At 64.6% G+C, this 24,487-nt stretch carries 28 protein-coding genes; 18 read left to right on the top strand and 10 right to left on the bottom strand.

Features of this window, described 5'->3' with window-relative positions; all coding sequences use genetic code 11:
• The first annotated feature begins 98 nt into the window (after positions 1-98).
• Positions 99-1,313: an NADP-dependent isocitrate dehydrogenase gene (locus AUL31_RS02305; protein ID WP_060600695.1), complete on the top strand. Its 1,215-nt coding sequence runs from the start codon at positions 99-101 to the stop codon at positions 1,311-1,313.
• 73 nt (positions 1,314-1,386) lie between these two features.
• Here the strand turns inward: AUL31_RS02305 and AUL31_RS02300 are convergent, their stop codons facing one another.
• Positions 1,387-2,883, bottom strand: a complete 1,497-nt coding sequence (locus AUL31_RS02300) for a CoA-acylating methylmalonate-semialdehyde dehydrogenase (protein WP_060600692.1) — start codon at positions 2,881-2,883, stop codon at positions 1,387-1,389.
• 106 nt (positions 2,884-2,989) lie between these two features.
• Between AUL31_RS02300 and AUL31_RS02295 the strand changes: the two genes are divergently transcribed.
• Positions 2,990-3,871: a LysR family transcriptional regulator gene (locus tag AUL31_RS02295; RefSeq protein WP_060600689.1), complete on the top strand. Its 882-nt coding sequence runs from the start codon at positions 2,990-2,992 to the stop codon at positions 3,869-3,871.
• A gap of 9 nt (positions 3,872-3,880) precedes the next feature.
• Here the strand turns inward: AUL31_RS02295 and AUL31_RS02290 are convergent, their stop codons facing one another.
• The 3 genes from AUL31_RS02290 to rirA form a co-directional block, all read right to left on the bottom strand.
• The gene (locus AUL31_RS02290) at positions 3,881-4,660 is read right to left on the bottom strand and encodes a polysaccharide deacetylase family protein (RefSeq protein ID WP_159439781.1); all 780 of its coding nucleotides are present in this window, start codon (positions 4,658-4,660) and stop codon (positions 3,881-3,883) included.
• A complete protein-coding gene (locus tag AUL31_RS02285) occupies positions 4,618-5,499 on the bottom strand; it encodes a WecB/TagA/CpsF family glycosyltransferase (protein WP_159439780.1) in 882 nt (293 codons plus the stop codon). Before AUL31_RS02285 ends, AUL31_RS02290 begins: the two co-directional genes overlap by 43 nt.
• Positions 5,500-5,657: 158 nt before the next feature.
• Complete coding sequence (rirA, locus tag AUL31_RS02280) at positions 5,658-6,140, bottom strand: iron-responsive transcriptional regulator RirA (protein WP_060600680.1); 483 nt, start codon at positions 6,138-6,140, stop codon at positions 5,658-5,660.
• 289 nt (positions 6,141-6,429) lie between these two features.
• Between rirA and AUL31_RS02275 the strand changes: the two genes are divergently transcribed.
• From AUL31_RS02275 to AUL31_RS02250, 6 genes are all read left to right on the top strand, one after another.
• Complete coding sequence (locus AUL31_RS02275) at positions 6,430-7,332, top strand: ABC transporter permease subunit (RefSeq protein WP_060600675.1); 903 nt, start codon at positions 6,430-6,432, stop codon at positions 7,330-7,332.
• A 5-nt stretch (positions 7,333-7,337) separates the two neighbouring features.
• The gene (gene livM, locus AUL31_RS02270; protein ID WP_082646742.1) at positions 7,338-8,792 is read left to right on the top strand and encodes a high-affinity branched-chain amino acid ABC transporter permease LivM; all 1,455 of its coding nucleotides are present in this window, start codon (positions 7,338-7,340) and stop codon (positions 8,790-8,792) included.
• Between the two features lie 29 nt (positions 8,793-8,821).
• A complete protein-coding gene (locus tag AUL31_RS02265; protein ID WP_060600955.1) occupies positions 8,822-9,796 on the top strand; it encodes an ABC transporter ATP-binding protein in 975 nt (324 codons plus the stop codon).
• Complete coding sequence (locus AUL31_RS02260; RefSeq protein ID WP_060600672.1) at positions 9,793-10,548, top strand: ABC transporter ATP-binding protein; 756 nt, start codon at positions 9,793-9,795, stop codon at positions 10,546-10,548. Before AUL31_RS02265 ends, AUL31_RS02260 begins: the two co-directional genes overlap by 4 nt.
• The gene (locus tag AUL31_RS02255; RefSeq protein ID WP_060600669.1) at positions 10,548-10,898 is read left to right on the top strand and encodes a DUF6867 family protein; all 351 of its coding nucleotides are present in this window, start codon (positions 10,548-10,550) and stop codon (positions 10,896-10,898) included. Before AUL31_RS02260 ends, AUL31_RS02255 begins: the two co-directional genes overlap by 1 nt.
• A 160-nt stretch (positions 10,899-11,058) precedes the next feature.
• On the top strand, positions 11,059-12,171 hold the full coding sequence (locus AUL31_RS02250; protein WP_060600952.1) for a branched-chain amino acid ABC transporter substrate-binding protein: 1,113 nt from the start codon (positions 11,059-11,061) through the stop codon (positions 12,169-12,171).
• Between the two features lie 60 nt (positions 12,172-12,231).
• Here the strand turns inward: AUL31_RS02250 and xylB are convergent, their stop codons facing one another.
• Positions 12,232-13,686, bottom strand: coding sequence for a xylulokinase (xylB, locus tag AUL31_RS02245; RefSeq protein WP_060600666.1), 1,455 nt, complete (start codon positions 13,684-13,686; stop codon positions 12,232-12,234).
• A 69-nt stretch (positions 13,687-13,755) separates the two neighbouring features.
• Here xylB and AUL31_RS02240 point away from each other — a divergent pair, with 69 nt between their 5' ends.
• The 5 genes from AUL31_RS02240 (at position 13,756) to AUL31_RS02220 (ending at position 17,193) form a co-directional block, all read left to right on the top strand.
• Complete coding sequence (locus tag AUL31_RS02240; RefSeq protein WP_060600663.1) at positions 13,756-14,613, top strand: D-amino-acid transaminase; 858 nt, start codon at positions 13,756-13,758, stop codon at positions 14,611-14,613.
• A 90-nt stretch (positions 14,614-14,703) separates the two neighbouring features.
• Positions 14,704-15,267: a biotin transporter BioY gene (locus AUL31_RS02235; RefSeq protein WP_060600660.1), complete on the top strand. Its 564-nt coding sequence runs from the start codon at positions 14,704-14,706 to the stop codon at positions 15,265-15,267.
• The gene (locus AUL31_RS02230; protein WP_060600656.1) at positions 15,264-15,938 is read left to right on the top strand and encodes an energy-coupling factor ABC transporter ATP-binding protein; all 675 of its coding nucleotides are present in this window, start codon (positions 15,264-15,266) and stop codon (positions 15,936-15,938) included. The genes AUL31_RS02235 and AUL31_RS02230 overlap by 4 nt, the downstream gene beginning before the upstream one ends.
• Positions 15,935-16,522, top strand: coding sequence for an energy-coupling factor transporter transmembrane component T family protein (locus AUL31_RS02225; RefSeq protein WP_060600653.1), 588 nt, complete (start codon positions 15,935-15,937; stop codon positions 16,520-16,522). Before AUL31_RS02230 ends, AUL31_RS02225 begins: the two co-directional genes overlap by 4 nt.
• 65 nt (positions 16,523-16,587) lie before the next feature.
• Positions 16,588-17,193, top strand: coding sequence for an LOG family protein (locus AUL31_RS02220; protein WP_073468974.1), 606 nt, complete (start codon positions 16,588-16,590; stop codon positions 17,191-17,193).
• Positions 17,194-17,197: 4 nt separating this feature from the next.
• On the opposite strand, the gene rarD is transcribed toward AUL31_RS02220, so the two are convergent.
• The 4 genes from rarD to cysS form a co-directional block, all read right to left on the bottom strand.
• Positions 17,198-18,142 carry an EamA family transporter RarD gene (gene rarD, locus AUL31_RS02215; RefSeq protein WP_060600647.1) on the bottom strand — a complete coding sequence of 315 codons (945 nt, stop codon included), beginning with the start codon at positions 18,140-18,142 and terminating at the stop codon, positions 17,198-17,200.
• 114 nt (positions 18,143-18,256) lie between these two features.
• Entirely contained in the window at positions 18,257-18,718 is a 462-nt protein-coding gene (locus AUL31_RS02210) for a GFA family protein (RefSeq protein ID WP_060600644.1), read from the bottom strand.
• On the bottom strand, positions 18,715-19,689 hold the full coding sequence (gene pip, locus AUL31_RS02205; RefSeq protein ID WP_200801659.1) for a prolyl aminopeptidase: 975 nt from the start codon (positions 19,687-19,689) through the stop codon (positions 18,715-18,717). Before pip ends, AUL31_RS02210 begins: the two co-directional genes overlap by 4 nt.
• Positions 19,686-21,116 carry a cysteine--tRNA ligase gene (gene cysS, locus AUL31_RS02200; RefSeq protein ID WP_060600641.1) on the bottom strand — a complete coding sequence of 477 codons (1,431 nt, stop codon included), beginning with the start codon at positions 21,114-21,116 and terminating at the stop codon, positions 19,686-19,688. The genes pip and cysS overlap by 4 nt, the downstream gene beginning before the upstream one ends.
• Before the next feature lie 274 nt (positions 21,117-21,390).
• Between cysS and AUL31_RS02195 the strand changes: the two genes are divergently transcribed.
• Positions 21,391-21,582 carry a hypothetical protein gene (locus tag AUL31_RS02195; RefSeq protein ID WP_060600638.1) on the top strand — a complete coding sequence of 64 codons (192 nt, stop codon included), beginning with the start codon at positions 21,391-21,393 and terminating at the stop codon, positions 21,580-21,582.
• 10 nt (positions 21,583-21,592) lie between these two features.
• Here AUL31_RS02195 and AUL31_RS02190 read toward each other — a convergent pair whose 3' ends face one another.
• Positions 21,593-22,321 carry an SOS response-associated peptidase gene (locus AUL31_RS02190; RefSeq protein ID WP_060600946.1) on the bottom strand — a complete coding sequence of 243 codons (729 nt, stop codon included), beginning with the start codon at positions 22,319-22,321 and terminating at the stop codon, positions 21,593-21,595.
• A gap of 65 nt (positions 22,322-22,386) precedes the next feature.
• Here AUL31_RS02190 and AUL31_RS20770 point away from each other — a divergent pair, with 65 nt between their 5' ends.
• From AUL31_RS20770 to AUL31_RS20190, 4 genes are all read left to right on the top strand, one after another.
• Positions 22,387-22,824, top strand: a complete 438-nt coding sequence (locus AUL31_RS20770; RefSeq protein WP_060600635.1) for an NUDIX hydrolase — start codon at positions 22,387-22,389, stop codon at positions 22,822-22,824.
• Between the two features lie 16 nt (positions 22,825-22,840).
• Positions 22,841-23,251 (top strand): TIGR02301 family protein, encoded by a 411-nt coding sequence (locus tag AUL31_RS02180; protein ID WP_073468973.1) that lies wholly within the window; start codon positions 22,841-22,843, stop codon positions 23,249-23,251.
• A gap of 127 nt (positions 23,252-23,378) precedes the next feature.
• Entirely contained in the window at positions 23,379-23,639 is a 261-nt protein-coding gene (locus tag AUL31_RS02175; RefSeq protein ID WP_039192281.1) for a hypothetical protein, read from the top strand.
• The gene (locus tag AUL31_RS20190; protein WP_073468971.1) at positions 23,620-24,462 is read left to right on the top strand and encodes a hypothetical protein; all 843 of its coding nucleotides are present in this window, start codon (positions 23,620-23,622) and stop codon (positions 24,460-24,462) included. The genes AUL31_RS02175 and AUL31_RS20190 overlap by 20 nt, the downstream gene beginning before the upstream one ends.
• Positions 24,463-24,487: the final 25 nt, after the last annotated feature.

The raw sequence follows: 24,487 nt of genomic DNA, 5'->3' as shown, positions 1-24,487 counted from the left end.
GCTTTGCACATGCGAAGCTTCTTGCTATAGCCGCCCCGACGCTTCCCGGCCGCCTGCCGCCCAAGGCACGGCCGCATCCAACCGGAGGAATGGCATCGATGGCGAAAATCAAGGTTGCGAACCCGGTCGTCGAACTCGACGGCGACGAGATGACACGGATCATCTGGCACTTCATCAAGGACAAGTTGATCCACCCCTATCTCGATATCGACCTGGAGTATTATGATCTCTCGGTCGAGAACCGTGACGCCACCAACGATCAGGTCACCGTCGACGCGGCGAACGCCATCAAGAAGCATGGTGTCGGCGTCAAATGCGCCACGATCACGCCTGACGAGGCGCGTGTGGAAGAATTCAGCCTCAAGAAGATGTGGCGTTCGCCCAACGGCACGATCCGCAACATCCTGGGCGGCGTGATCTTCCGCGAGCCGATCATCATGAAGAACGTGCCCCGCCTGGTTCCGGGCTGGACGCAGCCCATCGTCGTCGGCCGCCATGCCTATGGCGACCAGTACCGCGCCACCGACTTCAAGTTTCCCGGCTCGGGCACGCTGACGATCAAGTTCGTCGGTGACGACGGCGAGACGATCGAGCACGAGGTGTTCAAGGCGCCCTCCTCCGGCGTCGCGCTGGCCATGTACAATCTGGATGATTCGATCCGCGATTTCGCGCGTGCCTCGCTGAACTACGGCCTGATGCGCAACTATCCGGTCTACCTGTCCACCAAGAACACCATCCTCAAGGCCTATGACGGGCGCTTCAAGGACATCTTCCAGGAAGTCTACGAAGCCGAGTTCAAGGCCGAGTTCGAGAAGCGGAAGATCTGGTACGAGCATCGCCTGATCGACGACATGGTCGCCTCGGCGCTCAAGTGGTCGGGCGGCTATGTCTGGGCCTGCAAGAACTACGATGGCGACGTGCAGTCCGACATCGTGGCGCAGGGTTTCGGCTCGCTCGGCCTGATGACCTCGGTTCTGATGACGCCGGACGGCAAGACGGTGGAAGCGGAAGCCGCGCACGGCACCGTCACGCGCCACTACCGCCAGCACCAGAAGGGGCAGGAGACGTCGACCAACTCGATCGCATCGATCTTCGCCTGGACGCGCGGCCTCGCGCATCGCGCCAAGCTGGACGACAATGCCGAGCTGAAGACCTTTGCCGAAACGCTCGAGCGCGTCTGCGTCCAGACCGTGGAAGCCGGCCACATGACCAAGGACCTGGCGCTGCTGATCGGTCCGGATCAGCCCTGGCTGTCCACGGCAGGCTTCCTGGACAAGATCGACGAAAACCTCGCCAAGGCGATGGCTGCCTGACCAAGGCCGCCTGAAACGACAAGGGGCGCCCCGGCCAGGCCGGGACGCCCCTTTTTTTGTTTCCGCCTCTGCGTTACCGCATGACCGGCATGGAGAATTCCGCGCCGGACTTGATGCCCGATGGCCAACGCGTCGTCACCGTTTTGGTCCGGGTCCAGAACTTGATCGAATCCGGCCCGTGCTGGTTCAAATCGCCGAAGGACGACCGCTTCCACCCGCCGAAGGAGTGGTAGGCGAGCGGCGTGGGGATCGGCACGTTGACGCCGATCATCCCGACATTGATGCGGGCGGCAAAATCCCGGGCGGCATCGCCGTCACGGGTGTAGATGGCGACGCCGTTGCCGTATTCGTGCTTCATCGGCAGGGCCAGCGCGGACTCGTAGTCGGCCGCACGCACGACCGACAGCACCGGACCGAAGATTTCCTGCTTGTAGATGTCCATATCGGGCGTCACCTCGTCGAAGAGGCAGGCGCCGACATAGAAGCCGTCTTCGTAGCCCTGCAGCTTGAACCCGCGCCCGTCGACGCGCAGCTTCGCGCCCTCTTCGACACCCGTGTCGATCAGCTTCAGGATCTTCTCCTGCGACGCCTTCGTCACGACCGGCCCGAAATCGGCGGTGGCGTCGGTATAGGGGGCGATCTTCAATTGCTCGACGCGCGGAATCAGCCGCTCGATCAGCGCGTCCGCCGTTGCCTGCCCCACCGGAACGGCGACGGAGATCGCCATGCAACGCTCTCCGGCCGAGCCGTAGCCCGCGCCGATCAACGCGTCGGCCGCCTGGTCGAGATCCGCATCGGGCATGATGATCATGTGGTTCTTGGCGCCGCCGAAGGTCTGCGCCCGTTTGCCGTAGCGCGCGGCCTCGCCATAGACATAGGCGGCGATCGGCGTGGAGCCGACGAAGGATACCGCGCCGATATCGGGATGCTGGAGGATGAGGTCCACTGCTTCCTTGTCGCCGTTGACGACATTGAGGATGCCCTTGGGCAGCCCCGCCTCGATCATCAGTTCGGCAAGGCGCATCGGAACCGACGGGTCGCGCTCGGATGGCTTCAGGATGAAGGCGTTGCCTGCGGCGATGGCCGGCGCGAACATCCACATCGGGATCATGGCCGGAAAGTTGAACGGCGTGATGCCGGCACCGATACCCACCGGCTGGCGCATGGAAAACATGTCGATGCCCGGGCCTGCGCCCTCGGTATACTCGCCCTTCTGGAGGTGCGGGATACCGATGACGAATTCGCACACTTCCAGCCCGCGCTGGATGTCGCCCTTGGAATCTTCAACGGTCTTGCCGTGCTCGGCTGAAAGAAGCTCGGCTAGTTCCTGCATGTTGTCGTTCAGAAGCTGAACGTACTTCATGAAGACACGGGCGCGGCGCTGCGGGTTGGTTGCGGCCCAGGCCGGCTGAGCGGCCTTGGCGGCATCCACGGCGGCCTGCAGGTCAGCGGCGTTGGCCAGGGAAAGCTGCGCGCTCACCTGCCCGGTCGACGGGTTGAACACGTCGGCGCTGCGGCCGGATGTACCGGCAACGCGGGCGCCGTTGATGAAATGGCCGATGCTGCTCATGAGGGAAAACTCCTCCGTTCCTGTTGCCGCGCAGCCTATCGGCTTGTGACTTTATTTCAATGTCACCACTCGCAGAACCGTTGTGCGGAAACTATAGTCGACCGCCATGGACTGGGACGACCTGAAGATATTTCTCGCCATTGCCCGCGACGGGCAGATCCTGGGTGCGGCGCGCCGGCTTGCCCTCAACCACGCAACCGTTGCGCGGCGTCTCGACCGTCTTGAGCTGACGCTCGGAGAACGTCTCTTCCTGCGCCGGTCCGGCGGCTGCGAGTTGACGGCTGCCGGCACCGCTCTGCTGCCGCGCGCGGAGCGCGTCGAGGCCGAGTTGCTGGCTGCCGAGGCCAGCGCACGCAGCGCCGGCGGCCAATTGACGGGGACGGTGCGTATCGGCGCGCCGGACGGGTTCGGCACGGCCTTCCTGGCGCCGCGGCTGTGGCGGCTGCTGGATGGACAGCCGCGCCTGACCCTGCAACTCGTGCCGGTGGCGCGTGCCTTTTCCCTATCGCGGCGCGAAGCCGATCTGGCGATCACGGTGGAAAAGCCCGACCAGGGGCGGCTGGTGTCCCGAAAGCTCGTCACCTATGGCCTCGGCCTCTACGCCGCGCGGGGCTATCTGGCTTCCCACGGAGAACCGAAGGATGCCGAGGCACTGGCGCGGCATCGGCTGATCGGCCATGTCGACGACCTCGTCTACAGCCGGTCGCTGCACTATGCCGAGGATGCCGGCCTGCGCTGGCAGGCCGATTACGAGATTTCATCCGCCGTCGGCCAGGTCGAGGCCGTCGCGGCCGGCGGCGGCATCGGCATCCTGCACCATTTCATGGCGCGCGGCAGGGCCGATCTGCAGCGGCTGCTGCCGGAGATCGCGATCGCCCGAACCTATTGGCTGGTGACGCACCAGAGCACCGCCAACCCCGCCGCCGTCCGCCATGTGGCCGACGGCATCCGCGATCTCGTCAACGATGAAAGGGCGGTCTTCGCCTGACGCGGCTTGTCAGGCGGCGGCCGAGGTGACGACCTGCGACTCGGCGGGCTTCTGCATGCCCGACAGGCGATTGTCGACGATGCGCCAGCGGTCCATTGCGCCCGCACACAAAGCGGGAAACAGCCAGGCCGGATCGCCGGACTCCACCTTCACGCGCGGCAGCGTCAGCGCCTCGCGTCGCGTGGCTCCGGCCACCACCGGCCCGTGCAGGCTGGAGAATGCCAAGGTGTAACCCGCCTCCTCGGCGCAGGCGATGACGTCGGGCGTCATGTCGTTTCTGGTGCCGAACGGATAGGCGAAGGAGCGGATCTCGCGGCCCATCTCGTCTTCCAGGCGCCGACGCGAATCCTTCAGTTCGGCCAGCGCCTCGTGGCGAGGCAGCCCGCCGAGCGAGCGGTGCGAAATCGAATGCGAGCCAATGGTGATGCCGCCATCCTGCACCTGACGCACTTCGTCGAAGCTCATCAGCTCGAAGCCGGACGGGCGGCCGGCAAGGATATAGGCCACCGACGGCACTCGATGCTTCTGCAGGATCGGCATGGCCACGGTGCGTACCGACGGATCGCCATCGTCGAACGTCACGAGAACCGAGCCGTCGGGCAAGGCTTTCCTTCCGGCAACGAATGCTTCGACATCGGCCAGCGAAACGGCTTTGCCGGTGCTGGCCAGATACCCCATCTCGCGGTCGAACTGGGCAGCCGAGACCGTGAAGGGCGAATGATGGTCCTCGCCGAAGCGATGATAGGTCAGGACGCGGATTTCAACTCCGGCGACTCGCCGGGAAGGCACGACGCGGCCAAGTCCACCGACGAGGCCTCGGGCGCCCTTTTTGGCGATCCATCGGCTGGTTGCAATGCTGTGGCCTGGCATGAGGCGCCCCTCTCGAAGACGGCTCCGACGCGCCGCTCTGCCGCTGCGGTCCGGAACATGCGATACATAAAAACCGGGTTGCCGATCAGATAGCGGCGCGCCTTCCAGGGCTGCCGGAGCATCAGATGCACCCATTCGATGCCGGAGCTGCGCATCCAGCGCGGTGCACGGACCAAGCCGCCGCCCCAATATTCGAACAGCCCCCCGACCGCCACCGTCAAGGCCGACGGAAGGGCCGCGCGGTGCCTGTCGATCCACTTTTCCTGCAACGGGTTGCCCATGCCCACCAGCACGAGATTGGCTCCGCAACGGCGGATGTCGGCCAGGACGGCCTCACTGGCGGCCGCGTCGATATAGCCGTGATGCGCGCCGACGAAGTCGACCCCGGGAAACATGGTCTGCGCGTTGGCACGAATGGTCTCGATGCGCTCGGGCGCACTGCCCACGAGGTAGCATCGTATGCCGCTGCCGCGGCTAAGCAGCATCGGGACGAGATCGGTGCCGTTGACGTTGTCCAGAAGCGTCACGCCGCGACCACGCGCGGCCCAGCGAACGCCGGTGCCATCACCGTAGACGACATCGGCGCGGTTGAGAATCGCCCGGTAGGCCGAGTCCTCGCAGGCATTGTTGAGCGTGTGCGCGTTGACGAAATAGAGCGAGCGTGGGCCCTCACCGTCGATCAGGGCGGCGATCCGCTGGAAGGCGGCCTCGATCGTTTCGTTCGCGATGGTGACGCCCAGGATCTGGCAGCGGTCCACGATCACATCTCCGGAAAGGCCGATGGCCGGAAGGCCTCGGAACCGGACGAAGTTTCGCATTCGCGGCATTGTGGCATCAAGAAGCCCTCGACCACTTCGGGTTAAGGGCTGCATCCACCTTTGGTAGAAGTTTTACGACCGTCCTTCGGGCACCGGCTTCAACCGGCCAGAGCGGCCGCGTTTGTCCGCCGCACGGCAGGCGGAAGATCGGTGATGCCGAGGCGGTGGCGGATGGCGCCCTTGTCGCCCACCAGCGTCTCGATCGAGTGCTTGTCGAGCGCCCCGAGAAAGGCGTTCAACGCCTCGCGGAGCGCGGAGTTGAGCGCGCAGCTATCCACCAGCGGACAATCGACAGCGCCGGTCTCGAAGCATTCGGCAAGCGAAAAGCTTTCTTCGGTCACCACGACCACGGCCTTGAGCGAGATTTCCGATGCGGGGCGCGCCAGACGTATGCCGCCATTACGGCCGCGAATCGTCTCGACGAAGCCGGCCACCACCAGCGGCTGAAGGATCTTGAACAGGAAGAGCTCGGAGACGGAGTATGCCGCGGCGATTTCACCCACCCGGCTCAACTTTCCAGGGTTGGCGGCGCAGTACATCAGCATCCGGATCGCATAGTTCGTCTGACGCGTGAGGCGCATCGGTTTCCTCCGAAAGCGGGGCGGCGTAAGGGTCGCTCCACACTGTTAGAACAATTCCAATCTTAATGAAAGGCCGCTAAACCATACCGGACTATAAAATTGGAGTTTTCAACTCAATTTTCAACGCAGCCTATTTTAAACTTTAGATGATATTGCAAAGTCCATAAATCCAGTTGATCATCCCCATAAAAAATGATGCTACTTCAATCGTGCCTTTTTTTGAGGCGGATGGGATGCTGTAGCCAACCGGGAAGCGGGCGCGATGCGCCCGAGGGGGACTAACAACAATATGGAATACTTCCTGCAACAATTGATCAACGGGATCACCCTCGGGTCGATCTACGGTTTGATCGCCATCGGATACACGATGGTGTACGGTATTATCGGCATGATCAATTTCGCCCACGGCGAAGTGTTCATGATCGGCTCATTCATCGCGCTTACGACATTTCTCATCCTCATATCTTTCGGGCTGACGTTCCTGCCGCTCATCCTGCTGCTGATCGTCATCGTGGCGATGTTGTTCACCTCGCTCTGGGGCTGGACCATCGAACGCATCGCCTATCGTCCGCTACGCGGCTCGTTCCGCCTGGCGCCGCTCATCACCGCCATCGGCATGTCGATCTTTCTGCAGAACTTCGTCCAGGTGACGCAGGGCGCGCGCGTCAAGCCGCTGCCGCCGCAGATCCAGGGCAGCATCCAGCTCATGCCGGGCGTGCAGATCTCCTACATGCAGATCACCATCATCGTGCTGACGCTGGTGCTGATGACGGTCTTCTCGCTCATCATCTCCCGCACCTCGCTGGGCCGCCAGCAGCGCGCCTGCGAGCAGGATGCCAAGATGGCCTCGCTGCTCGGCGTCAACGTAGACCGTACGATCTCGCTCACCTTCATCATGGGCGCGGCGCTCGCCTCGGTCGCCGGCCTGATGTACCTGCTCTATTACGGCGTCATCGATTTCTACATCGGCTTCCTGGCCGGCGTTAAGGCGTTCACGGCAGCGGTTCTCGGCGGTATCGGGTCGCTTCCCGGCGCAATGCTGGGCGGCTTGCTGATCGGCCTGATAGAGACATTCTGGTCGGGTTACTTCTCCGTCGAGTACAAGGACGTCGCCGCCTTCTCCATCCTGGCGATCGTGCTGATCTTCCTGCCCTCGGGCCTGCTTGGCCGCCCCGCCGTCGAGAAGGTCTGACCGTCATGTCCCGTACCACACCCGTCGACGTCAGCCCGGAAGCGGCTGAGATCACCAACGAGCAGCGCGCCGCCGCAATGCGCGGCGAGCCGCCCTTTTCAACCCAGCCCGTCAAGCGCAGCAAGATCGCGACGGCATTGAAGGAATCGGTCATCACGGCCGCCGTCGTGGCGGGCCTCGGCGTGTTCTTCCTGCTGCTGCGCACGGATATCGCGCCCGGCGGGCTCGTCCTGTCGTATCGCTGGGACATGTGGCTGATCGGCATCGGCCTTGCCTTCGCCATCCGGTTCATCCTCAGCCTGACCCTCTTCCAGGCCGAAAAGCCCCTCAAGGAGCGTTTCGGCGGCGGCAAGGCGCTATCGGGCGTCGGAAGCCGCTTCGGCAAGGTGCTGGCGGCGGTGCTGTTCCTGCTGGCCCTGACGTTCCCCTTCGTCATCGGCTACGTACTGCCGGGGCGCGAACGCTACATGATCGACCTGGCCATCCTGATCGTCACCTATGTGATGCTTGGATGGGGCCTCAACATCGTGGTCGGCCTGGCCGGTCTTCTCGACCTCGGCTATGTCGCCTTCTATGCGGTCGGCGCCTATTCGTTCGCGCTGCTCGCCATCAACTTCGACCTGGGCTTCTGGGTCTGCCTGCCGATGGCCGGCCTTTTCGCCGCCATGTGGGGCGTGATGCTGGGCTTTCCGGTGCTGCGCCTGCGGGGCGACTACCTTGCCATCGTAACCCTTGCCTTCGGCGAAATCATCCGCGTCGTTCTGTTGAACTGGGGCGAGTTCACCGGCGGTCCGAACGGCCTTCTGGGCATTCCGCGTCCGACATTCTTCGGGCTGGAGTTCGGGCGGGGCGAAGGCTCCTTCGCGGACTATTTCGGGCTGGAGCCTTCGACGCTCCATCGCTTCATCTACCTCTATTATATCATCCTGGCTCTCGCCCTCCTGACGAACTTCGTCACCATGCGGTTGCGCAAGCTGCCCATCGGCCGGGCCTGGGAAGCGCTGCGCGAGGACGAGATCGCCTGCCGCGCGCTGGGCATCAACACCACCAACGTCAAGCTGACGGCCTTCGCCACCGGCGCGATGTTCGGCGGCTTCGCCGGCTCGTTCTTCGCCACCCGGCAGGGCTTCATCTCGCCGGAAAGCTTCACCTTCCTGGAATCGGCGATCATCCTCGCCATCGTGGTTCTGGGTGGGCTGGGCTCGCAGATCGGCGTGGTGATCGCCTCGATCGTCATGATCGGCGGCATCGAACTCCTGCGTAACCTGACGGTTCTGCAGGCCGTGTTCGGCGCCAATTTCGACCCGACCGAGTATCGCATGCTGATCTTCGGCGTCGCCATGGTTGGTATCATGGTCTGGAAGCCGCGCGGCCTGGTGTCGTCACGGTCGCCATCGGCGGTCTACAAGGAAAAGAAAAAGATCGGCGCCGACATGGTGGCCCAGGGCGAAGGGCACTGACCATGATCGCCAATACGGAACATACAAGAATGGCATCCAGCCAGCGTTGGACGGCAGACCCCGTCCTGACGGTCGAGCATCTGACGATGCGCTTCGGTGGCCTCATGGCCATCGATGACCTGTCCTTCGAAGTCGGGCGCGGCGACATCACCGCGCTCATCGGTCCCAACGGCGCCGGCAAGACGACCGTGTTCAACTGCGTCACCGGTTTCTACAAGCCGACCGAGGGGCGCATCACCCTGCGGCGTGGGCGCGGCATACCCGCCCGCGCAGTCGAGGAACTGACGCGCAGCGGCCGCCAGACCATGAAGGCGGAAGGCGGCGAGCTTTTCCTGCTCGAGCGGATGGCCGACTTCCGGATCACCCACACCGCCGGCGTTGCCCGCACCTTCCAGAACATCCGGCTGTTCGGCGGCATGACGGTTTTCGAAAACCTGCTCGTCGCCCAGCACAACCGGCTGATGGTGGCTTCGGGCTTCACCTTCGCCGGGCTGGTCGGCCTGCCCTCCTATCGCCGTGCGCGGGAAGAGGCGCAGGACCTTGCGGTCGACTGGTTGAAACGGACGGCCCTCCTGGACCGTGCCGACGACCCGGCCGCCGATCTTTCCTACGGCGACCAGCGCCGGCTGGAGATCGCCCGCGCCATGTGCACGAAGCCGGCGCTCCTGTGCCTCGACGAGCCCGCGGCCGGCCTCAACCCCCGCGAATCCGCCGAGCTCAACGACCTGCTGCGCTCGATCCGCGACGATGACGGCGTGTCCATCCTGCTGATCGAGCATGACATGGGCGTCGTCATGGAGATTTCGGATCACATCGTGGTTCTGGACTACGGCAAGAAAATCTCGGACGGCACTCCCGACAGCGTCCGCAACGACCCCAACGTCATCGCCGCCTATCTGGGCGTCGACGACGAAGAGGTCGAGGCGGTGGAAGAGAAGCTCGAGCAGGGCGACGTCGACGCGGCCATCGCAGAAGCCAACCTAGACCAGGGAACCGCCCGATGAGCGCCGTCAATCCCAACGCCGCGGCGGCCGCAGCGCCGCTTCTGTCCATTCGCGGGGTCGAGACGTTCTACGGCAAGATCCAGGCGCTCCGGGGCGTCGACGTGGACGTCCACGAGGGCGAGATCGTCACGCTTATCGGCGCCAATGGCGCCGGCAAATCCACCCTCATGATGACGGTGTGCGGCAACCCGCGCGCCCGTTCCGGGCAGATCGTCTATCGCGGCGAAGACATCACCCATCTGCCGACGCACGACATCATGAAGCGTCAGATTGCCCAGTCTCCGGAAGGCCGCCGCATCTTCGGCCGCATGACGGTGATGGAAAACCTGCAGATGGGCACCACCCTGATCGGGCAGGATCACTTCGACGAGGATCTGCAACGCATCTTCACCCTCTTCCCGAGGTTGAAGGAGCGTATCGAGCAGCGGGCCGGAACTTTGTCGGGCGGCGAGCAGCAGATGCTTGCCATCGCCCGCGCCCTGATGAGCCGTCCCAAGCTTCTGCTTCTGGACGAACCGTCGCTGGGTCTGGCGCCGATCATCGTGAAGCAGATTTTCGAAGCGATCCGCCAGTTGAATCGAGACGAGGGCCTGACCGTTTTCCTGGTCGAGCAAAACGCCTTCCATGCCCTGCGCCTGGCGCATCGCGGCTACGTGATGGTCAACGGTTCGATAACGATGTCCGGCACCGGACGCGAACTCCTGGCGCGTGAAGAAATCCGCAGCGCCTATCTCGAAGGCGGGAGGCACTGATGCAGCCGGAAATGACGCTTCTCTGGGAAGTCACCCTTTTCGAATTCCTGCTGGTGACCGCGATCATCGGCGGCGGCATGGCCTACATGATCGGCCGGTCTACCGCCCTCACCTGGAGCGGGTGGGGGCTCATGGCCTTCTATGTCCTGTTGCTGACGATCGCCGTCCGCTTCATCCACTTCAGCCTGTTCCACGGAACGTTCTTCCTTCCGTTCGAAACGCTGCCGATCGCGCTGCACTATGCGGCGATCGACTACGTCGTTCTGTTCCTGCTCGCCGCCACAGGTCGCTGGCGTACCCGCTCGTCGCAGATGGCCCGCCAGTACCGCTTCCTCGACCAGCAAGCTTGAACTGGGCACGGATTGACGCCGCACAAGAATTAATCTTCCGGCGGCGTCTTTCCCATTTCATAATCCCCTGGACTGGTCTTTAATCCAGCAAGGGCACCGCGCGGCACCAGCATTCAGAGAGCCTGCCGGGGTGGATCGTCAACAACATGGGAAGGTCATGATGAAGAAAGCACTTTTGGCCGGTGTGGCCCTCAATCTCGTTCTGTCCGGCGCGGCTCTCGCCGACATCACGATCGGTGTTGCCGGTCCGATGACGGGTCAGTACGCCACGTTCGGCCAGCAGCTTCGCGTCGGCGCCGAGCAGGCCGTAAAGGATATCAACGCGGCCGGCGGCATCAACGGCGAGCAGCTGACGCTGTCGATCGGCGACGACGCCTGCGATCCGAAGCAGGCGGTGGCGGTTGCCAACCAGTACGCGTCGGAAGGCGTCGTCTTCGTGGCCGGTCACTTCTGCTCGGGCTCGTCCATCCCGGCCAGCCAGGTCTACGCCGAGGAAGGAATCGTGATGATTTCGCCCGCCTCGACCAACCCGGATTTCACCGACAAGCGTCCGGCTGACGGCATCTACCGCGTCTGCGGCCGCGACGACCAGCAGGGCGAAGTCGCCGGCGCCTATATCGCCGAGCATTTCGGCGACAAGAACGTCGCGATCCTCAACGACAAGTCGGCCTACGGCAAGGGCCTGGCCGACGAGACGCAGGCGGCCCTCGAGGCGGCCGGCAAGAAGCCTTCGCTGGTTGAAGCCTACACGGCCGGCGAAAAGGACTACACCGCGCTGGTTTCGAAGATGAAGCAGGCTGACATCGGCCTCGTCTACATCGGCGGCTATCACACCGAAGCCGGCCTGATCGCCCGCCAGATGAAGGAACAGGGCGTCACCGCCGTGATCATGTCCGGCGACGCCATCGTGACCGACGAGTACTGGGCGATCACCGGCGACGCCGGCGAAGGCACCCTGATGACCTTCTCGCCGGATCCGCGCAAGAACCCGATCGCCGAGCCGGTCGTCAAGGAAATCGAAGCCGAAGGCAAGTCTGCCGAAGGCTACGCGCTCTACACCTATGCGGCGATCCAGGCCTGGGCCGATGCCGTCAAGGCCGCCGGCTCTACGGACTACGAGCCCGTCGTCGAGGCACTGGACTCGGGTGACTTCTCCACCGTCATCGGCGACCTGAAGTTCGACGACAAGGGCGACGTCACGCTGCCCGGCTATGTCGTCTACGAGTGGAAGAACGGCGCATACGACTACGTCGAGACCGCGTCCGCACAGTAAGCGGACGTTATCGCTGACCTATCCGGACCGGGGCGGCCTTGCCGCCCCGGTTCTTTCGTTTCAGACCATCAGACTGCGTATGATCGGGTAGGCAAGCCGGTATCGGCGATAGGCCGCCTCGAAGGAACTTGCCGGCCCCTCGCGCGGGGAGAAGCGGCTTGCAACCGGCGGCATCGTCATGACGTCATCCGGCGAAGCGCCTTCGGCCGCACACAGCCCAAGACGCGCAGCGCCGAAGGCCGCACCGAAATCACCCGACGCAGGCAGGACGATATCCCGCCCCAGCACATCCGCCAGGATCTGCAGCCACGCAGCCGAGCGGGACCCTGCGCCGACGGCGATCAACGGTCCGTCGCCCTTGGCCCCACCTCCGGCTTCCTGGCAGGCGCGCATCGAAAAGGCCACGCCCTCCATCACCGACCGCGTCATGTCCAGCCGTGTCGTCTCGGCCGAGAGGCCGACGAAGGCGCCCCTGACGACCGCGTCGTTGTGGGGTGTGCGTTCTCCTGCCAGATAAGGCAGGAACAGAAGGCGCGAAGCCTCGTCCGGCGCCTGCTCGATTTCGCCGGCCAGGGTCTGAGGGGTTTGACCCACGACACCCGCCAGCCACTCCAGCGAGCCGGCCGCCGAAAGCGTCACGCCCATATGGTGCCACAGGCCCGGAATGGCATGGCAAAAGGTGTGAAGCGCGGTTTCCGGTGCCGGCTCGTAGCCGCGCGAAGGCGTGAACAGCACGCCGGACGTGCCCAGCGATACGAAGCCCGTTCCCGACTGGGTCACGCCGACACCGCATGCGGATGCAGCGTTGTCACCCGCGCCGCCGGCAACCACGATGCCGGCCGGCAGCCCCAGTTCGTGCGCCAGCTCATCCCGCAGCCGGCCAGCCACCTCGGTGCCCTCCACAAGGCCCGGCATCGCGGTCTCGTCGAGGCCGGTCTTTTCCAGCATGCGGGCAGACCAGCGCCGCGCGCCGGTATCGAGCCATGACGTTCCGGCCGAATCCGACAGGTCGGACAGCAATTCGCCCGTCAGCCACAGGCGCAGATAGTCCTTGGGCAGAAGGACATGCGACAGGCGCTCGCGCAGCTGCGGTTCGTGGCGCGCCACCCAGACCAGCTTGGGGGCGGTAAAGCCGGGAAATACGATATTGCCGGTGATGGCGCGCGACTCGTCGTCGTCGAGGGCCTGCGCCTCCTCGTGAGCCCGACTGTCGTTCCACAGGATGCAGGGCCGCAGAACCGCATGGTCGGCGTCCAGCAGCGTGGCGCCATGCATCTGGCCGGACAGGCCGATGCCCCTCACCTGCGCCATGGCTTGCGGCGCCTGACGGGCCAGCTCGACGATTGCCCCGCGCGCCGCCTCTATCCAGCTCGCTGGATCCTGCTCCGACCAGCCATAATGCGGCCGCTGTACCGACAGCGGCGCGTGCGCGGTGGCAACCGCCGTCTGCCGCTCGTCGATCAACAGGGCCTTGAGCGACGAGGTACCGAGATCGAGCCCGAGATAATATGCCAACAGCGCCTCCCGTGATGCGGCTTCATCGTTTATAGCCTGACGAGCCGAAGGCAAGCTCAAGGGTTCATCATGAGTCGCATCGTTTACACCAACGGTACCTATGTGCCCGAGGACGAAGCCCGTGTCTCCGTTTTCGATCGCGGCTTTCTTTTCGCCGACGCGGTCTATGAAGTGACCAGCGTGCTCGATGGACGGCTGATCGATTTTGCCGGGCATATGCGCCGCCTGCGCCGCTCGCTTGCCGAGCTTTCCCTGCCCTCGCCGGCGGACGACCAGCAACTGCTGGAGATCCATCGCGAGCTTCTGCGCCGAAACGCCCTCAACGAAGGCGGCGTCTACATGATGGTTTCGCGCGGGGTCGCCGACCGCGACTTCGTCTTTCCGCCCGAGACCACGCCGCCGACGCTGGTCGTCTTCACCCAAAGCTGGAACGAGGCGAAATCGCCCGAGATCGAGACCGGGTTGAAGGTGGCCTTCGTGCCCGACCTCAGATGGGGACGGCGCGATATCAAGACGGTGCAGCTCCTGTGGCCGTCCATGGCCAAGATGGAAGCCCGGCGGCAAGGCAAGGACGATGCCTGGCTGGTCGAGGACGGCATGGTCACCGAGGGCACATCCAACAATGCCTTCATCATCGGCACTGACGGGCACATCGTCACGCGGGCGCTGTCCAACTCCATCCTGCATGGCACGACGCGGGCCAGCCTGCTGCGCCTTGCCGCGGAACAGGGCCTGACGGTTGAGGAGCGCCCCTTCTCTACCGACGAGGCGCGAAACGCGGCGGAAGCGTTCATCACCTCGGCCGGCGCCTTCGTCATGCCCGTCACGGAAATCGACGGCGTCACCATCGGCGACGGCAAGCCGGGGCCCGTAACCCGGGCCTTGCGCCGCATCTACATGGAAGAGGCCCTGCGCACCGCGATTTGACTTCGCGGTCAATCAGCGGTCACTGGCGACAGAACGCCGCCTATGCAAGATCACGGCCAGACATCCGCTACCAAGGGGAGCATCATCCGAATGGAAACGCGTGACATCGTTCAGATTGCCCTGTTTGCGGCCATCATGGCCGTCCTTGGGCTGTTTCCGCCGCTGACCGTGCCGTTGATCGGCATCCCCATCACCGCGCAATCCATGGGCCCGATGCTGATGGGCGGTGTGCTCGGCGCCCGCAAGGGCGGATTGACGATGCTGCTGTTCATCCTGCTGGTCGCCGCCGGCCTGCCCCTCCTGTCCGGCGGGCGCGGCGGCCTCGGCTACCTCATGGGCCCGTGGTCGGGCTTCATCTACGGCTGGCTCGCCGCCGCCATCGTGGCGGGCTGGCTTACCGAACGCGCCTGGAGCAGGCTCAACTTCGTTTCTTCCTTTCTCATCTCCGTGGCGGGCGGCATCGGCATCGTCTACGCGGTCGGCGTGCCGTGGTATGCGGCGGCCTCCGGGATGGACCTTGTGTCCGCGTTCACGACATCGGTTCTGGCGTTCATCCCCGGCGATCTCATCAAGGCGGGCATCGCCGCAGCCGTCGTGGTGATGGTGAAACGGTCCTACCCGCTGATCCGGGGCCGTGTCGCCGCAAGCCATTGATCGTCTTTAACGACGTAACGCTGACGCGCGGCGGGGCAACCGTCCTGTCGCATGTCGGCCTGCAGTTGACGCAACGGCGTATCGGCATCGTCGGTGCCAACGGCTCGGGCAAGAGCAGCCTGTGCCGGCTGATCAACGGGCTGCTTCTGCCGACGTCAGGCCATGTCCGTGTTTTCGACCGCGACACGCGCGAAGACGCAAAGGCCATCCGGCGCGAGGTCGGTTTCGTCTTCCAGAACCCGGATAACCAGATCGTCTACCCCACCGTCGGCGAGGATCTTGCCTTCGGCCTGAAAAACCGGGGCATCGCGAAGGCGGAGATGCAGCCGCGCATCGCCGCCGCCCTGGCGGAGCGCGGGCTTGCCGGCTTCGAGGATCGGCTGGTGCACGAGTTGTCGGGCGGCCAGCGCCAGCTTGTCGCGCTGGCCGGCGTGCTTGTGCTGCGCCCCCGAATCCTGGTTCTGGACGAACCCACCACCCTGCTCGACCTGCGCAACACGCGAATGCTGATGCGGGCGCTGGACGAGGTTCCGGCGCAGGTGGTGATGGCGACCCACGATCTTTCCCTTCTGTCCGGTTTCGACCGGGTCATCTGCTTCGACAAAGGCGTCGTCGTGCATGACGGCCGGCCGGATGCGGTCGTGGCAGCGTATCGGGACATGCAGGCATGATCGCGGGCCTGTACATGGCCGGAGACAGCCCCATCCACCGGATGGAAGCCGGCCCCAAGCTGGCGGTTCTGGCGCTTGGCAGCACGCTGCTGTTCCTCGCCGGCGGCTGGCTCAGTGCGACGGCCGGCCTGTGCGCGGTCCTTGCGGCCTATGGGGTGGCCGGCCTGGGGCCACGCACGATCTGGCGGCAGTTTCGCGGGCTTCTTCCCATCCTGCTGCTGATCGGGCTGACACACGCCGTGCTGGGTGACTGGCGATCGGCCTTCGTTCCGCTGCTGCGGCTGACGGTGGTGGTGCTGGCGGCGAACCTCGTTACCCTGACGACGCGCAGCATGGACATCACGGCAGCGATCGAGCGCGGCCTTGTCCCGTTTTCGCGGATCATTCCACCCGCCAAGGTTGCCCTTGCGATATCCCTGACACTGCGTTTCATACCTGTTCTTGCAGCCATCAAGGACGAGATCCGCGAAGCGCAGCGCGCCCGCGGCCTGGAACGCAGCGTGATCGCTCTTGCCGTGCCATTGATCGTCCGTAGCCTCAGGATGACGGACGAGGTGGCCGAGGCCATCGAAGCGCGCAGCTAAAAGCATTATGCCGCACTGCAAAACCACGCTTGACTTGCAGCCCCGCTGCGGCGGACTCTGCCGATATGACAAAGATTCGCTCCCTGTGCGTCTATTGCGGCTCTTCCGCAGGTAACGCCCCTCACTATCTCGAAGCAGCATACGCCCTCGGCGAGGCCATGGGACGATCCGGCATCCGCCTCGTCTATGGCGGCGGCACGCGCGGCATCATGGGCGCGGTGTCGGATGGCGTCATCCGTGCGGGCGGACAGGTGACGGGCATCATCCCGCGATTCCTGATCGACATGGAAGCGACGGAGCGCGAATTGAAGCGCCTGGACGAGCTGATCGTCACCGAGGACATGCACGAGCGCAAGCACAAGATGTTCGAGCGCTCGGACGCCTTCGTTGCCCTGCCCGGCGGCATCGGCACGCTGGAAGAGCTTGTCGAGATCATGACCTGGGGCCAGCTCGGCCGTCACCGCAAGCCGATCGTCATTGCCAATATCGGCGATTTCTGGCGTCCGCTGGCCTCCCTGCTCGACCATATGACCGCGGAAGGCTTCATCCACACGGCGCATCAGGTGCGCCCGCTGGTCATCGACCGCGTGGAAGACATCCTCCCGTCCATCGAAGCCGCCGCCGCGACAACGTCGGACACCGGCCGCGAGGAAATCATCGAACGCCTGTGAGGCTTCAGCAGCCCGGCACGGCGTCGGCCTTGCGCGATCGCCGGCGACGCCGGCCATCGGCAATGAGCGACCAGGTATAGATGGCCAGCGCCACCCATATGAAGGCGAAGGCAACGAGCCTCCAAAGCCCGAAGGGTTCGCCGAACAGGTAGACCGCCGTCAGGACCAGCAGCGTCGGCACCATGTATTGCAGGATGCCGATGGTGGACAGTTTCAGCATGCGGGCGCCGGCGGCGAACAGGATCAGCGGAATTGCCGTGATCGGGCCGGAGCCGATCAGCAGCAGCGTTTCGCCGGTGCTGGCGCCGAAGCGTGCTTCGCCATGGGCGATCAGCCAGATGCAGACGGCAAGCGCCGGCAACAGCAGGATCAGCACTTCCAGAAAGAAGCCCTCCGCCGCGCCGATGGGGATGAGCTTGCGCAGCAGGCCATAGCTGCCGAAGGACAGGGCCAGGATCAGCGATACGATGGGCAGGCCACCGGCCATCACCGTCATCACCAGCACGCCGATCGCCGCAAGCGCGATAGCGACGCATTGCAGGCGCGTGGGGCGCTCTCCCAGAAATGCCGCCCCCAGCAGAATGCTGACCAGCGGGTTGATGTAATAGCCGAGTGCCGCCTCTACCGCCTGTCCATTGATGACGGCATAGACATACGTACCCCAGTTGAGCGTGATGATGGATGCCGTCAGCGCGGCAAGGCCAAGATAGGTGGGCGTCAGAAACGCGCGCATGCCCGCAAGGCGCCCGCGCCAGGCCAAAAGGATCGCGACGAAGGGGACCGCCCATGCGATGCGATGGGCGACGATCTCGGCAGTCGGAACATGCGAGAGGGATTTGAAGTAGAGCGGAACCACCAGGCCCCAGATCAGATAGGCACTGATCGCGGCAGCGTATCCACGACTTGATTCCGCCTCCACCACTTTCGGAGCCGGGCTTCTCTGTTCCATCGGGCTGCCGCCTTCCTATCGTTCAGGATGGCAGCTCTACCACTTATGCCGGGCGCGCCATCAAGCATTCTCGTCATGGCTGCGATCAGGCCCGATGATGGATAAAGCCCGCTGTCAGTCGTGATCGGGATGCTGGAAGGACCTCAACTCCGCCAGCCAGCCAAGGCTGTCATGATCGTCGGCCGTCGGGCGGCCGGGAAGCTTCGGCAGGTCGTCCGTATAGGGCAGCTTTCCTTCCGTGCCGTACTGAACCACGGGCCGCAGCGCCGACGGGTCGTCGAAGGCGCCGATGGCAAGGGCGACACCGTCCGGCGCCTCGTAGGTCAGCGGTGTTCCGCAATTCGGGCAGAAGCCACGCATGACGTGGCTGGACGACTGGAAGCGGGTGGGTCCGGCCTTGGTCCATTGCAGGCGCGCCGACCCGACGGAAACAAGAGGCGCGAAAAGATTGCCGAATGCCTTCTGGCACATGCGGCAATGGCAGATGGACGCATCGCCAAGCGCGCCTTCCAGCGTGAAACGGACCGCGCCGCATTGGCACCCGCCCTTCATCACCGGCCTGTTGTCCAGCGTCATCCCTGCTCCCCCTGCCCGGCGGCAAAAGTGTTCGTCGCCTCGACCAGGCTCGACAGCGTGCCGGGTTCGGAGAAGGCATGACCGGCATCCTCCACGATCCGCAATATGGATCGCGGCCAGGCCTTGTGCAGATCCCATGCCGTCACCGGCGGCGTCACCACATCGTAACGGCCCTGCACGATCGTGCCGGGTATGTCGGCAAGGGCCCCGGCATTGGCAATGAGCTGCCCCTCTTCCAGCCACAGTCGGTGGACGAAGAAGTGGTTCTCGATCCGGGCGAAGGCGATGGTTGCCTCGCCCGCCTGACCGTCGAGGCTCGAAGGCTGCGGCATGGAGCGCATGGAAACGGTTCTGGCTTCCCAATCCGTCCAGCTACGGGCGGCCCGCGCACGCACGGTGCGATCGTCGGATGTCAGCAGGCGGCGATAGGCCTCGATGGGGTCGTCGCGCTCTTCCATATCCAGCGGCGCCACGAAGCGTTCCCAGGCGTCGGGGAAGAGCCGGCTTGCGCCTTCGCGGTAGAACCAGTCCAGCTCGCTGCGACGGCCGGTGAACACGCCGCGCAGGATCAGGCCCGACACATTCTGCGGATGCGCCTGCGCATAGGCCAGGGCAAGCGTCGCGCCCCACGAGCCGCCGAAGACGAGCCAGCGCTCCGCGCCCGTCAGCAGGCGCAGCCGCTCGATGTCGGCGACAAGATCGTGCGTGGTGTTGTCTTCCAGCCGGCCCAGCGGTGTCGAGCGGCCACAGCCCCGCTGGTCGAACAGCAGGATACGGTAGCGGCCGGGATCGAAGAGCCTGCGATGCACGGGGCCGCACCCGCTGCCCGGCCCGCCATGCAGGAAAACCACCGGTATGCCGTCCGGGTTTCCGCAAAGCTCCCAGTAAAGCTGGTGGCCGCCGCCGACATCCAGCCGCCCCTGCCGGTATGGCTCGATCGCGGGAAACAGCAGTGTCGCTCCGTCCTTCATCTGCGTCTTTCCCAACTGGTGGTCCGCTCGCCCGTTGCAGCGTCGCGCCCATCCTTGAGGAGTATGCCTTCGGCGGCAAGCGCATCGCGGATGGCATCGGCTGCCGTAAATTCCTTGCGCTTCAACAGATCGAGACGCTCGGCGATCCGTTCAAGGGATGCGGCGTCGAGAGCGTCGGCGCGCAGCGGCTCGATACCGATCAGGCGCAGGCTGGCAAGCGCCGCAGCGGCCTCTCCGCCGTCGAACAACTCATGCACCCGCGCAAAGGCCGCCGACAGGGCCAGATCGTCCTTCAACGCATCCAGGAAGAGCGTGTCGGGCGCGGCATCCTCTGGGGTGGCCGACAGGCCCGCCGCACGGGCCATCCGCTCCCATCGATCCAGTTCGCGCAGGGCCTCTTCCAGGCGGGCCTGGGTGAAGTCGAGGGGCTCGCGGTAATGCGTCTTCAGGAGCGCCAGCCGCACGACCTCGCCCGGCCACGAACGGCCCCCGATCCTGGTGGTTGCCAGAATGTCGTTGATGGTGACGAAATTGCCCTCCGACTTGGACATCTTGCGCCCCTCGACCTGCACGAAGCCGTTGTGCAGCCAGACCTGCGCCATCCGGTCGGTGCCGTGCGCGCAGCAGGACTGGGCGATCTCGTTTTCATGGTGCGGAAAGATCAGGTCCAGGCCACCGCCATGGATGTCGAAGACCGGGCCGAGGTGCACCTCGCTCATGGCAGAGCATTCGATATGCCATCCCGGCCGCCCGCGACCGTCGATCCCCGCCGGCGACGACCATCCCGGCTCTTCCATGGTGGAGGGCTTCCACAAAACGAAGTCGGTCGGGTCTTTCTTGTATGACGCGACCTCCACCCGCGCGCCGGCGATCATCTCGTCCAGGCTGCGGCCGGACAAGGCTCCGTAATCGGGCATGGACGGCGTATGGAACAGCACGTGACCGTCGGCCACATAGGCGTTGCCCTTGTCGACCAGGGTTTCGATCATGGTCTTCATGGCGTCGATGTGGTCGGTCGCACGCGGCTCCACATCCGGCGGCAGCGCCCCGAGCGCGGCGATGTCGGCATGAAACTGCCGCGTCGTGCCCGCCGTCACCCGGGCGATGGCTTCATTCAACTGCAGGTCCGGATGCTCGCTCGCCGCACGCGCGTTGATCTTGTCGTCGACGTCGGTGATGTTGCGGACATAGCGCACATGCGCCTCGCCATAGAGGTGGCGCAGCAGGCGGTACAGCGTATCGAAGACGATAACGGGGCGCGCATTGCCGATATGGGCGAAATCGTAGACGGTCGGCCCGCAGACATACATGCGCACTTGCTTCGCATCGGCCGCACGGCCGGTATCCGCCCAGTCCAGCGGACGGAACTCTTCCTTGCGGCGCGTCAGCGTATTGGTCAGCGAAAGCCCGCGAAACCCGTCGTCCATGATGCATCATACCCCGTCATGACAGGCGGCGATTGCTAACCGGATTTCTCCGCAATGACAATTCGGAGGTGGCGGGCCCGGGCGCCCCTGGCCCGCAGCAACACGAAAGCGTGTTTCTTGCAGCGATGGCCGCAGGATTCGACGTTCACGCTTCGTTACAGCCCTTTTACTTTTTGTTAGCTGTAACGCGCAATATTACTGAGATACTCGCCGTTATCCGGTCGCAATTGTTCAGTTTAACGAAGGCCGGGACGAACAGATAACGAGACCAACGATGAAGACGCAGAACCAGACCCATGACCCATTCCGCTCCAGGCGCGAGCGCGAGAGCGAAGTAAAGCTGGTGCAGAAGTACCGGGGAATCGGGATCGCGGCGGTGGCTGCCGCAGGTTCGCGGATGGGCCGCGTTTCGGCAGGCGTTCAGCCGGCACCGCACGCCGGACATCTGGTCGAAGCCGTCGACTGAGCTTCGCGCGTCAGAATGCAAGCCGCCCCTGCGCGGGCGGCTCCGGCGCAGGGCGCGGCCGCTGGATATCCGGCGACATGTCCGCCGCCGAGTTGACGCGATCCGAAACCGCGTCGATCTGCCAATCCGCACCCTCGACATCGTCGAATATGCGTTGCAGCGCATCCGGCGCGACATGGCGGCAATCCAGCCAGAGCTGCTCGGCATTGCGCTTCAGCGTCACGGGCTCGCGCGGGTGGATATCGGCCAGCGGCCCCGCAGCCGCCCGCGTCAAGATGGCGACGGTGTCGATCTCGCTGCCATCGGGGGCAAGATAGGTTTCCATGATGGCGGCGAAGCCGAAAGGCTGCCCGTCGGCCGGCCGGATGAAATAGGGAATCGCCTTTCGGGTCGCCTGCTTGTGCCACTCGTAAAAGCCGCTTGCCGGCACGATGCACCGCCGGTGCGTCAATGCCGGTCGAAAGGCGTTTCGGACGGCGGCCGTCTCGGAGCGTGCGTTGAACAGAAGCGGCATGGAGGCGATGTCGCGCGTCCAGGCCGGGATCAGGCCCCAGCGCGCCAGCAGCGCCTGCCGGCCGGCCTGCCAGGCTTCGGGCCTGTGCTCGCTGCCGCCGATGACGACCAGGACGGGTTGGGTTGGCGCGATATTGTATCGCGCCGGAAACTCGTCCGGCAGCGCGACGTCGAACCGTTGGCTCACATCTTCGGGCTCATGGGTCAGGCAAAAGCGTCCGCACATATGTGGCAGATGGCGGCCGAATGGCGATCCGTCAAGCGACCGACCCAATCGTGAAAGGATCATGCATGACGCCGCGGCTTGCCGTATCCGCCTGTCTCTTCGATCCGCAAGGCCGCGTTTTGCTGGTGAAGCGACGCAACGCACCCTATGCCGGACGCTGGAGCCTGCCGGGTGGGCGCGTCGAGCCGGGCGAGAGCCTGGCCGAGGCGGTCCACCGCGAGGTGCTGGAGGAAACGGGAATCGAAGCAGGCCCGCTCACCTTCCTGTGCAGGATCGAGGCGGGCGAAGGAGTCCGGAGTTTCGAGATCGCGGTGTTCTTCGGACCGGTCGACCGGTCGGCGCAGGCAGGCGGCGACGCAGCCGCCACCGAATTGGTGGATCGTTTTGCCCTGGCCCGGCTGGCCGAGAGCGAGGACACGACACCGGGTCTCATCGAGATCGTAACCATGGCACAACAAAGACTGCCTGTGTCCGGCGGCACGCTTGCCAGCGGCGGGCTGTAGGGGCCATTCTTCACCCATGATGCAAAGCCTGCGCGACGCCCTTCCCGCCATCTTCGTCGTACTTGCCCTGGCGGGTCCGGGCGAGGCGCAGGAGGCTGCACCGATGCCGGCAGTGCCGGCCGCGCCGGCCGCCTACATGAAGCCGCTGGAGCGGCTGTCGACGATCCTCGGTTCCGTCCACTACCTGCGCAGCCTGTGTGGCGCGGACGACGCCGAGAGCTGGCGCGAGCGCATGAACGCCCTCCTGGACACGCAGAAGCCAAGCGACAGCGAGCGGCGGATTCTCGTCGCCCATTTCAACGGCGGTTATCGCGCTTTCGAGTCCACCTACCGGCGGTGTACGCCCTCGGCGGAACTGGCCGTCGACCGCTACCTGAAAGAAGGTGCAAAGCTTTCCACCGAGATCGCAACGCGCTACGGCACATGAGCGCGATGGTGGCCGCTACGCCGAAAAGCTTAACATTAATGGCAGCTTGTGTCCTTCGGGCCCTTTCCTTCCAAAAGCAAAGAGGCTTAAACGGGGTGTTCGCATCGAAACGCAAGGGGTTTGGTACATGATCGATCTGCATGGGGCCGAACTGGACGAAGCGGTGGCCGCCGAAAAGAAGCAGGTCGCCTTCGAGTACCATAACGAAGCCTGGGCCGACGGCATGTCGGACGGAATCGAAGCCGAGATCCTTGCCGAGACAGCCATCTCCACGGCCCTGACGGAGCTTGTCCGCCGTCATGGGGAAACCGAAGTGCTGGAGCTGATGGACACATTGCGCACCCGGATCGAGCACGGCGAGTTCCGCGGTGAACGCAATCTTCAATAAGTCTTTCGCCCTCGCGCTGCTTGTAGCAACCGGGGCGCTGCCGATGATGTCCGCCATCTCGGCCCCCGCGGCAGCCTTTTCGCAGATCCAGCCCGAGGAAGGCATATTCCAGCGCCGGGACGGCATCGTGACTGTGCCCCTGCCGCCGCTGGACGACGCGCGACCAACGATCGTCGAGCCCTCCCGGCGCGATTTCGACGAACCATCCGACATGCCGCCCGCGCCGCCGGGCGGGCCGGCCCATACGCCGGACGGCTCCATCCGCGATCAGGACGCGCCGCCAGGCAGGCCGGCCGCCGACGACGACGTGTCCGGCGCCCCCGATGCGCTGCCTTTGGCCGGCGACGATTCCGCCCCCCTTCCCGTCTTCTACGGCGACGACGAACTACCAAAGCCCGTCCGCGACCTGCGGGAACGGCTCCTGGATGCTGCACGCAGCGGCGACATCGAAAAGTTGCGCCCCTATCTGGAGCCGGGCGAAGACGGCACGGCCCTGTCGGTCTTTCCGCTGGACGGCGACCCGGTCGAATTCCTGAAGGCCAATTCAGGCGACGGCGACGGCGTCGAGCTGATGGCGATCCTGTTGGAAGTGCTGGAAAGCGGACATGTGCGCGTCGATGCCGGACGCGACAGCGAAATCTACGTCTGGCCCTACTTCACGCAGGTTCCGCTGGAGACGCTCGACAAGCCGAAGCTTGTCGAGCTGTTCGAACTGGTCACGGCCGGCGACTACCAGCGCATGCTCGAAAACGGCGCTTATGATTTCTACCGTGTCGGCATCTCGCCCGAGGGGCGGCTCGAATTCTTCCTGATGGCGGACTGACGAAACGGACTGAGGCGCGACGCCC

Source organism: Aureimonas altamirensis, assembly GCF_001463885.1.
In the GTDB taxonomy this organism is placed as follows: domain Bacteria; phylum Pseudomonadota; class Alphaproteobacteria; order Rhizobiales; family Rhizobiaceae; genus Aureimonas; species Aureimonas altamirensis.
The sequence above is the reverse complement of the archived record's forward strand: the minus strand, read 5'-3'. Positions and strand labels throughout refer to the sequence as shown.

Coding starts and splice junctions, on each gene's coding strand:
- AUL31_RS02305 (WP_060600695.1), top strand. CDS start 99: ATGGCGAAAATCAAGGTTGCGAACCCGGTCGTCGAACTCGACGGCGAC.
- AUL31_RS02300 (WP_060600692.1), bottom strand. CDS start 2,883: ATGAGCAGCATCGGCCATTTCATCAACGGCGCCCGCGTTGCCGGTACA.
- AUL31_RS02295 (WP_060600689.1), top strand. CDS start 2,990: ATGGACTGGGACGACCTGAAGATATTTCTCGCCATTGCCCGCGACGGG.
- rirA (WP_060600680.1), bottom strand. CDS start 6,140: ATGCGCCTCACGCGTCAGACGAACTATGCGATCCGGATGCTGATGTAC.
- AUL31_RS02275 (WP_060600675.1), top strand. CDS start 6,430: ATGGAATACTTCCTGCAACAATTGATCAACGGGATCACCCTCGGGTCG.
- livM (WP_082646742.1), top strand. CDS start 7,338: ATGTCCCGTACCACACCCGTCGACGTCAGCCCGGAAGCGGCTGAGATC.
- AUL31_RS02265 (WP_060600955.1), top strand. CDS start 8,822: ATGGCATCCAGCCAGCGTTGGACGGCAGACCCCGTCCTGACGGTCGAG.
- AUL31_RS02260 (WP_060600672.1), top strand. CDS start 9,793: ATGAGCGCCGTCAATCCCAACGCCGCGGCGGCCGCAGCGCCGCTTCTG.
- AUL31_RS02255 (WP_060600669.1), top strand. CDS start 10,548: ATGCAGCCGGAAATGACGCTTCTCTGGGAAGTCACCCTTTTCGAATTC.
- AUL31_RS02250 (WP_060600952.1), top strand. CDS start 11,059: ATGAAGAAAGCACTTTTGGCCGGTGTGGCCCTCAATCTCGTTCTGTCC.
- AUL31_RS02240 (WP_060600663.1), top strand. CDS start 13,756: ATGAGTCGCATCGTTTACACCAACGGTACCTATGTGCCCGAGGACGAA.
- AUL31_RS02235 (WP_060600660.1), top strand. CDS start 14,704: ATGGAAACGCGTGACATCGTTCAGATTGCCCTGTTTGCGGCCATCATG.
- AUL31_RS02225 (WP_060600653.1), top strand. CDS start 15,935: ATGATCGCGGGCCTGTACATGGCCGGAGACAGCCCCATCCACCGGATG.
- AUL31_RS02220 (WP_073468974.1), top strand. CDS start 16,588: ATGACAAAGATTCGCTCCCTGTGCGTCTATTGCGGCTCTTCCGCAGGT.
- rarD (WP_060600647.1), bottom strand. CDS start 18,142: ATGGAACAGAGAAGCCCGGCTCCGAAAGTGGTGGAGGCGGAATCAAGT.
- AUL31_RS02210 (WP_060600644.1), bottom strand. CDS start 18,718: ATGACGCTGGACAACAGGCCGGTGATGAAGGGCGGGTGCCAATGCGGC.
- pip (WP_200801659.1), bottom strand. CDS start 19,689: ATGAAGGACGGAGCGACACTGCTGTTTCCCGCGATCGAGCCATACCGG.
- cysS (WP_060600641.1), bottom strand. CDS start 21,116: ATGGACGACGGGTTTCGCGGGCTTTCGCTGACCAATACGCTGACGCGC.
- AUL31_RS02195 (WP_060600638.1), top strand. CDS start 21,391: ATGAAGACGCAGAACCAGACCCATGACCCATTCCGCTCCAGGCGCGAG.
- AUL31_RS02190 (WP_060600946.1), bottom strand. CDS start 22,321: ATGTGCGGACGCTTTTGCCTGACCCATGAGCCCGAAGATGTGAGCCAA.
- AUL31_RS20770 (WP_060600635.1), top strand. CDS start 22,387: ATGACGCCGCGGCTTGCCGTATCCGCCTGTCTCTTCGATCCGCAAGGC.
- AUL31_RS02180 (WP_073468973.1), top strand. CDS start 22,841: ATGATGCAAAGCCTGCGCGACGCCCTTCCCGCCATCTTCGTCGTACTT.
- AUL31_RS02175 (WP_039192281.1), top strand. CDS start 23,379: ATGATCGATCTGCATGGGGCCGAACTGGACGAAGCGGTGGCCGCCGAA.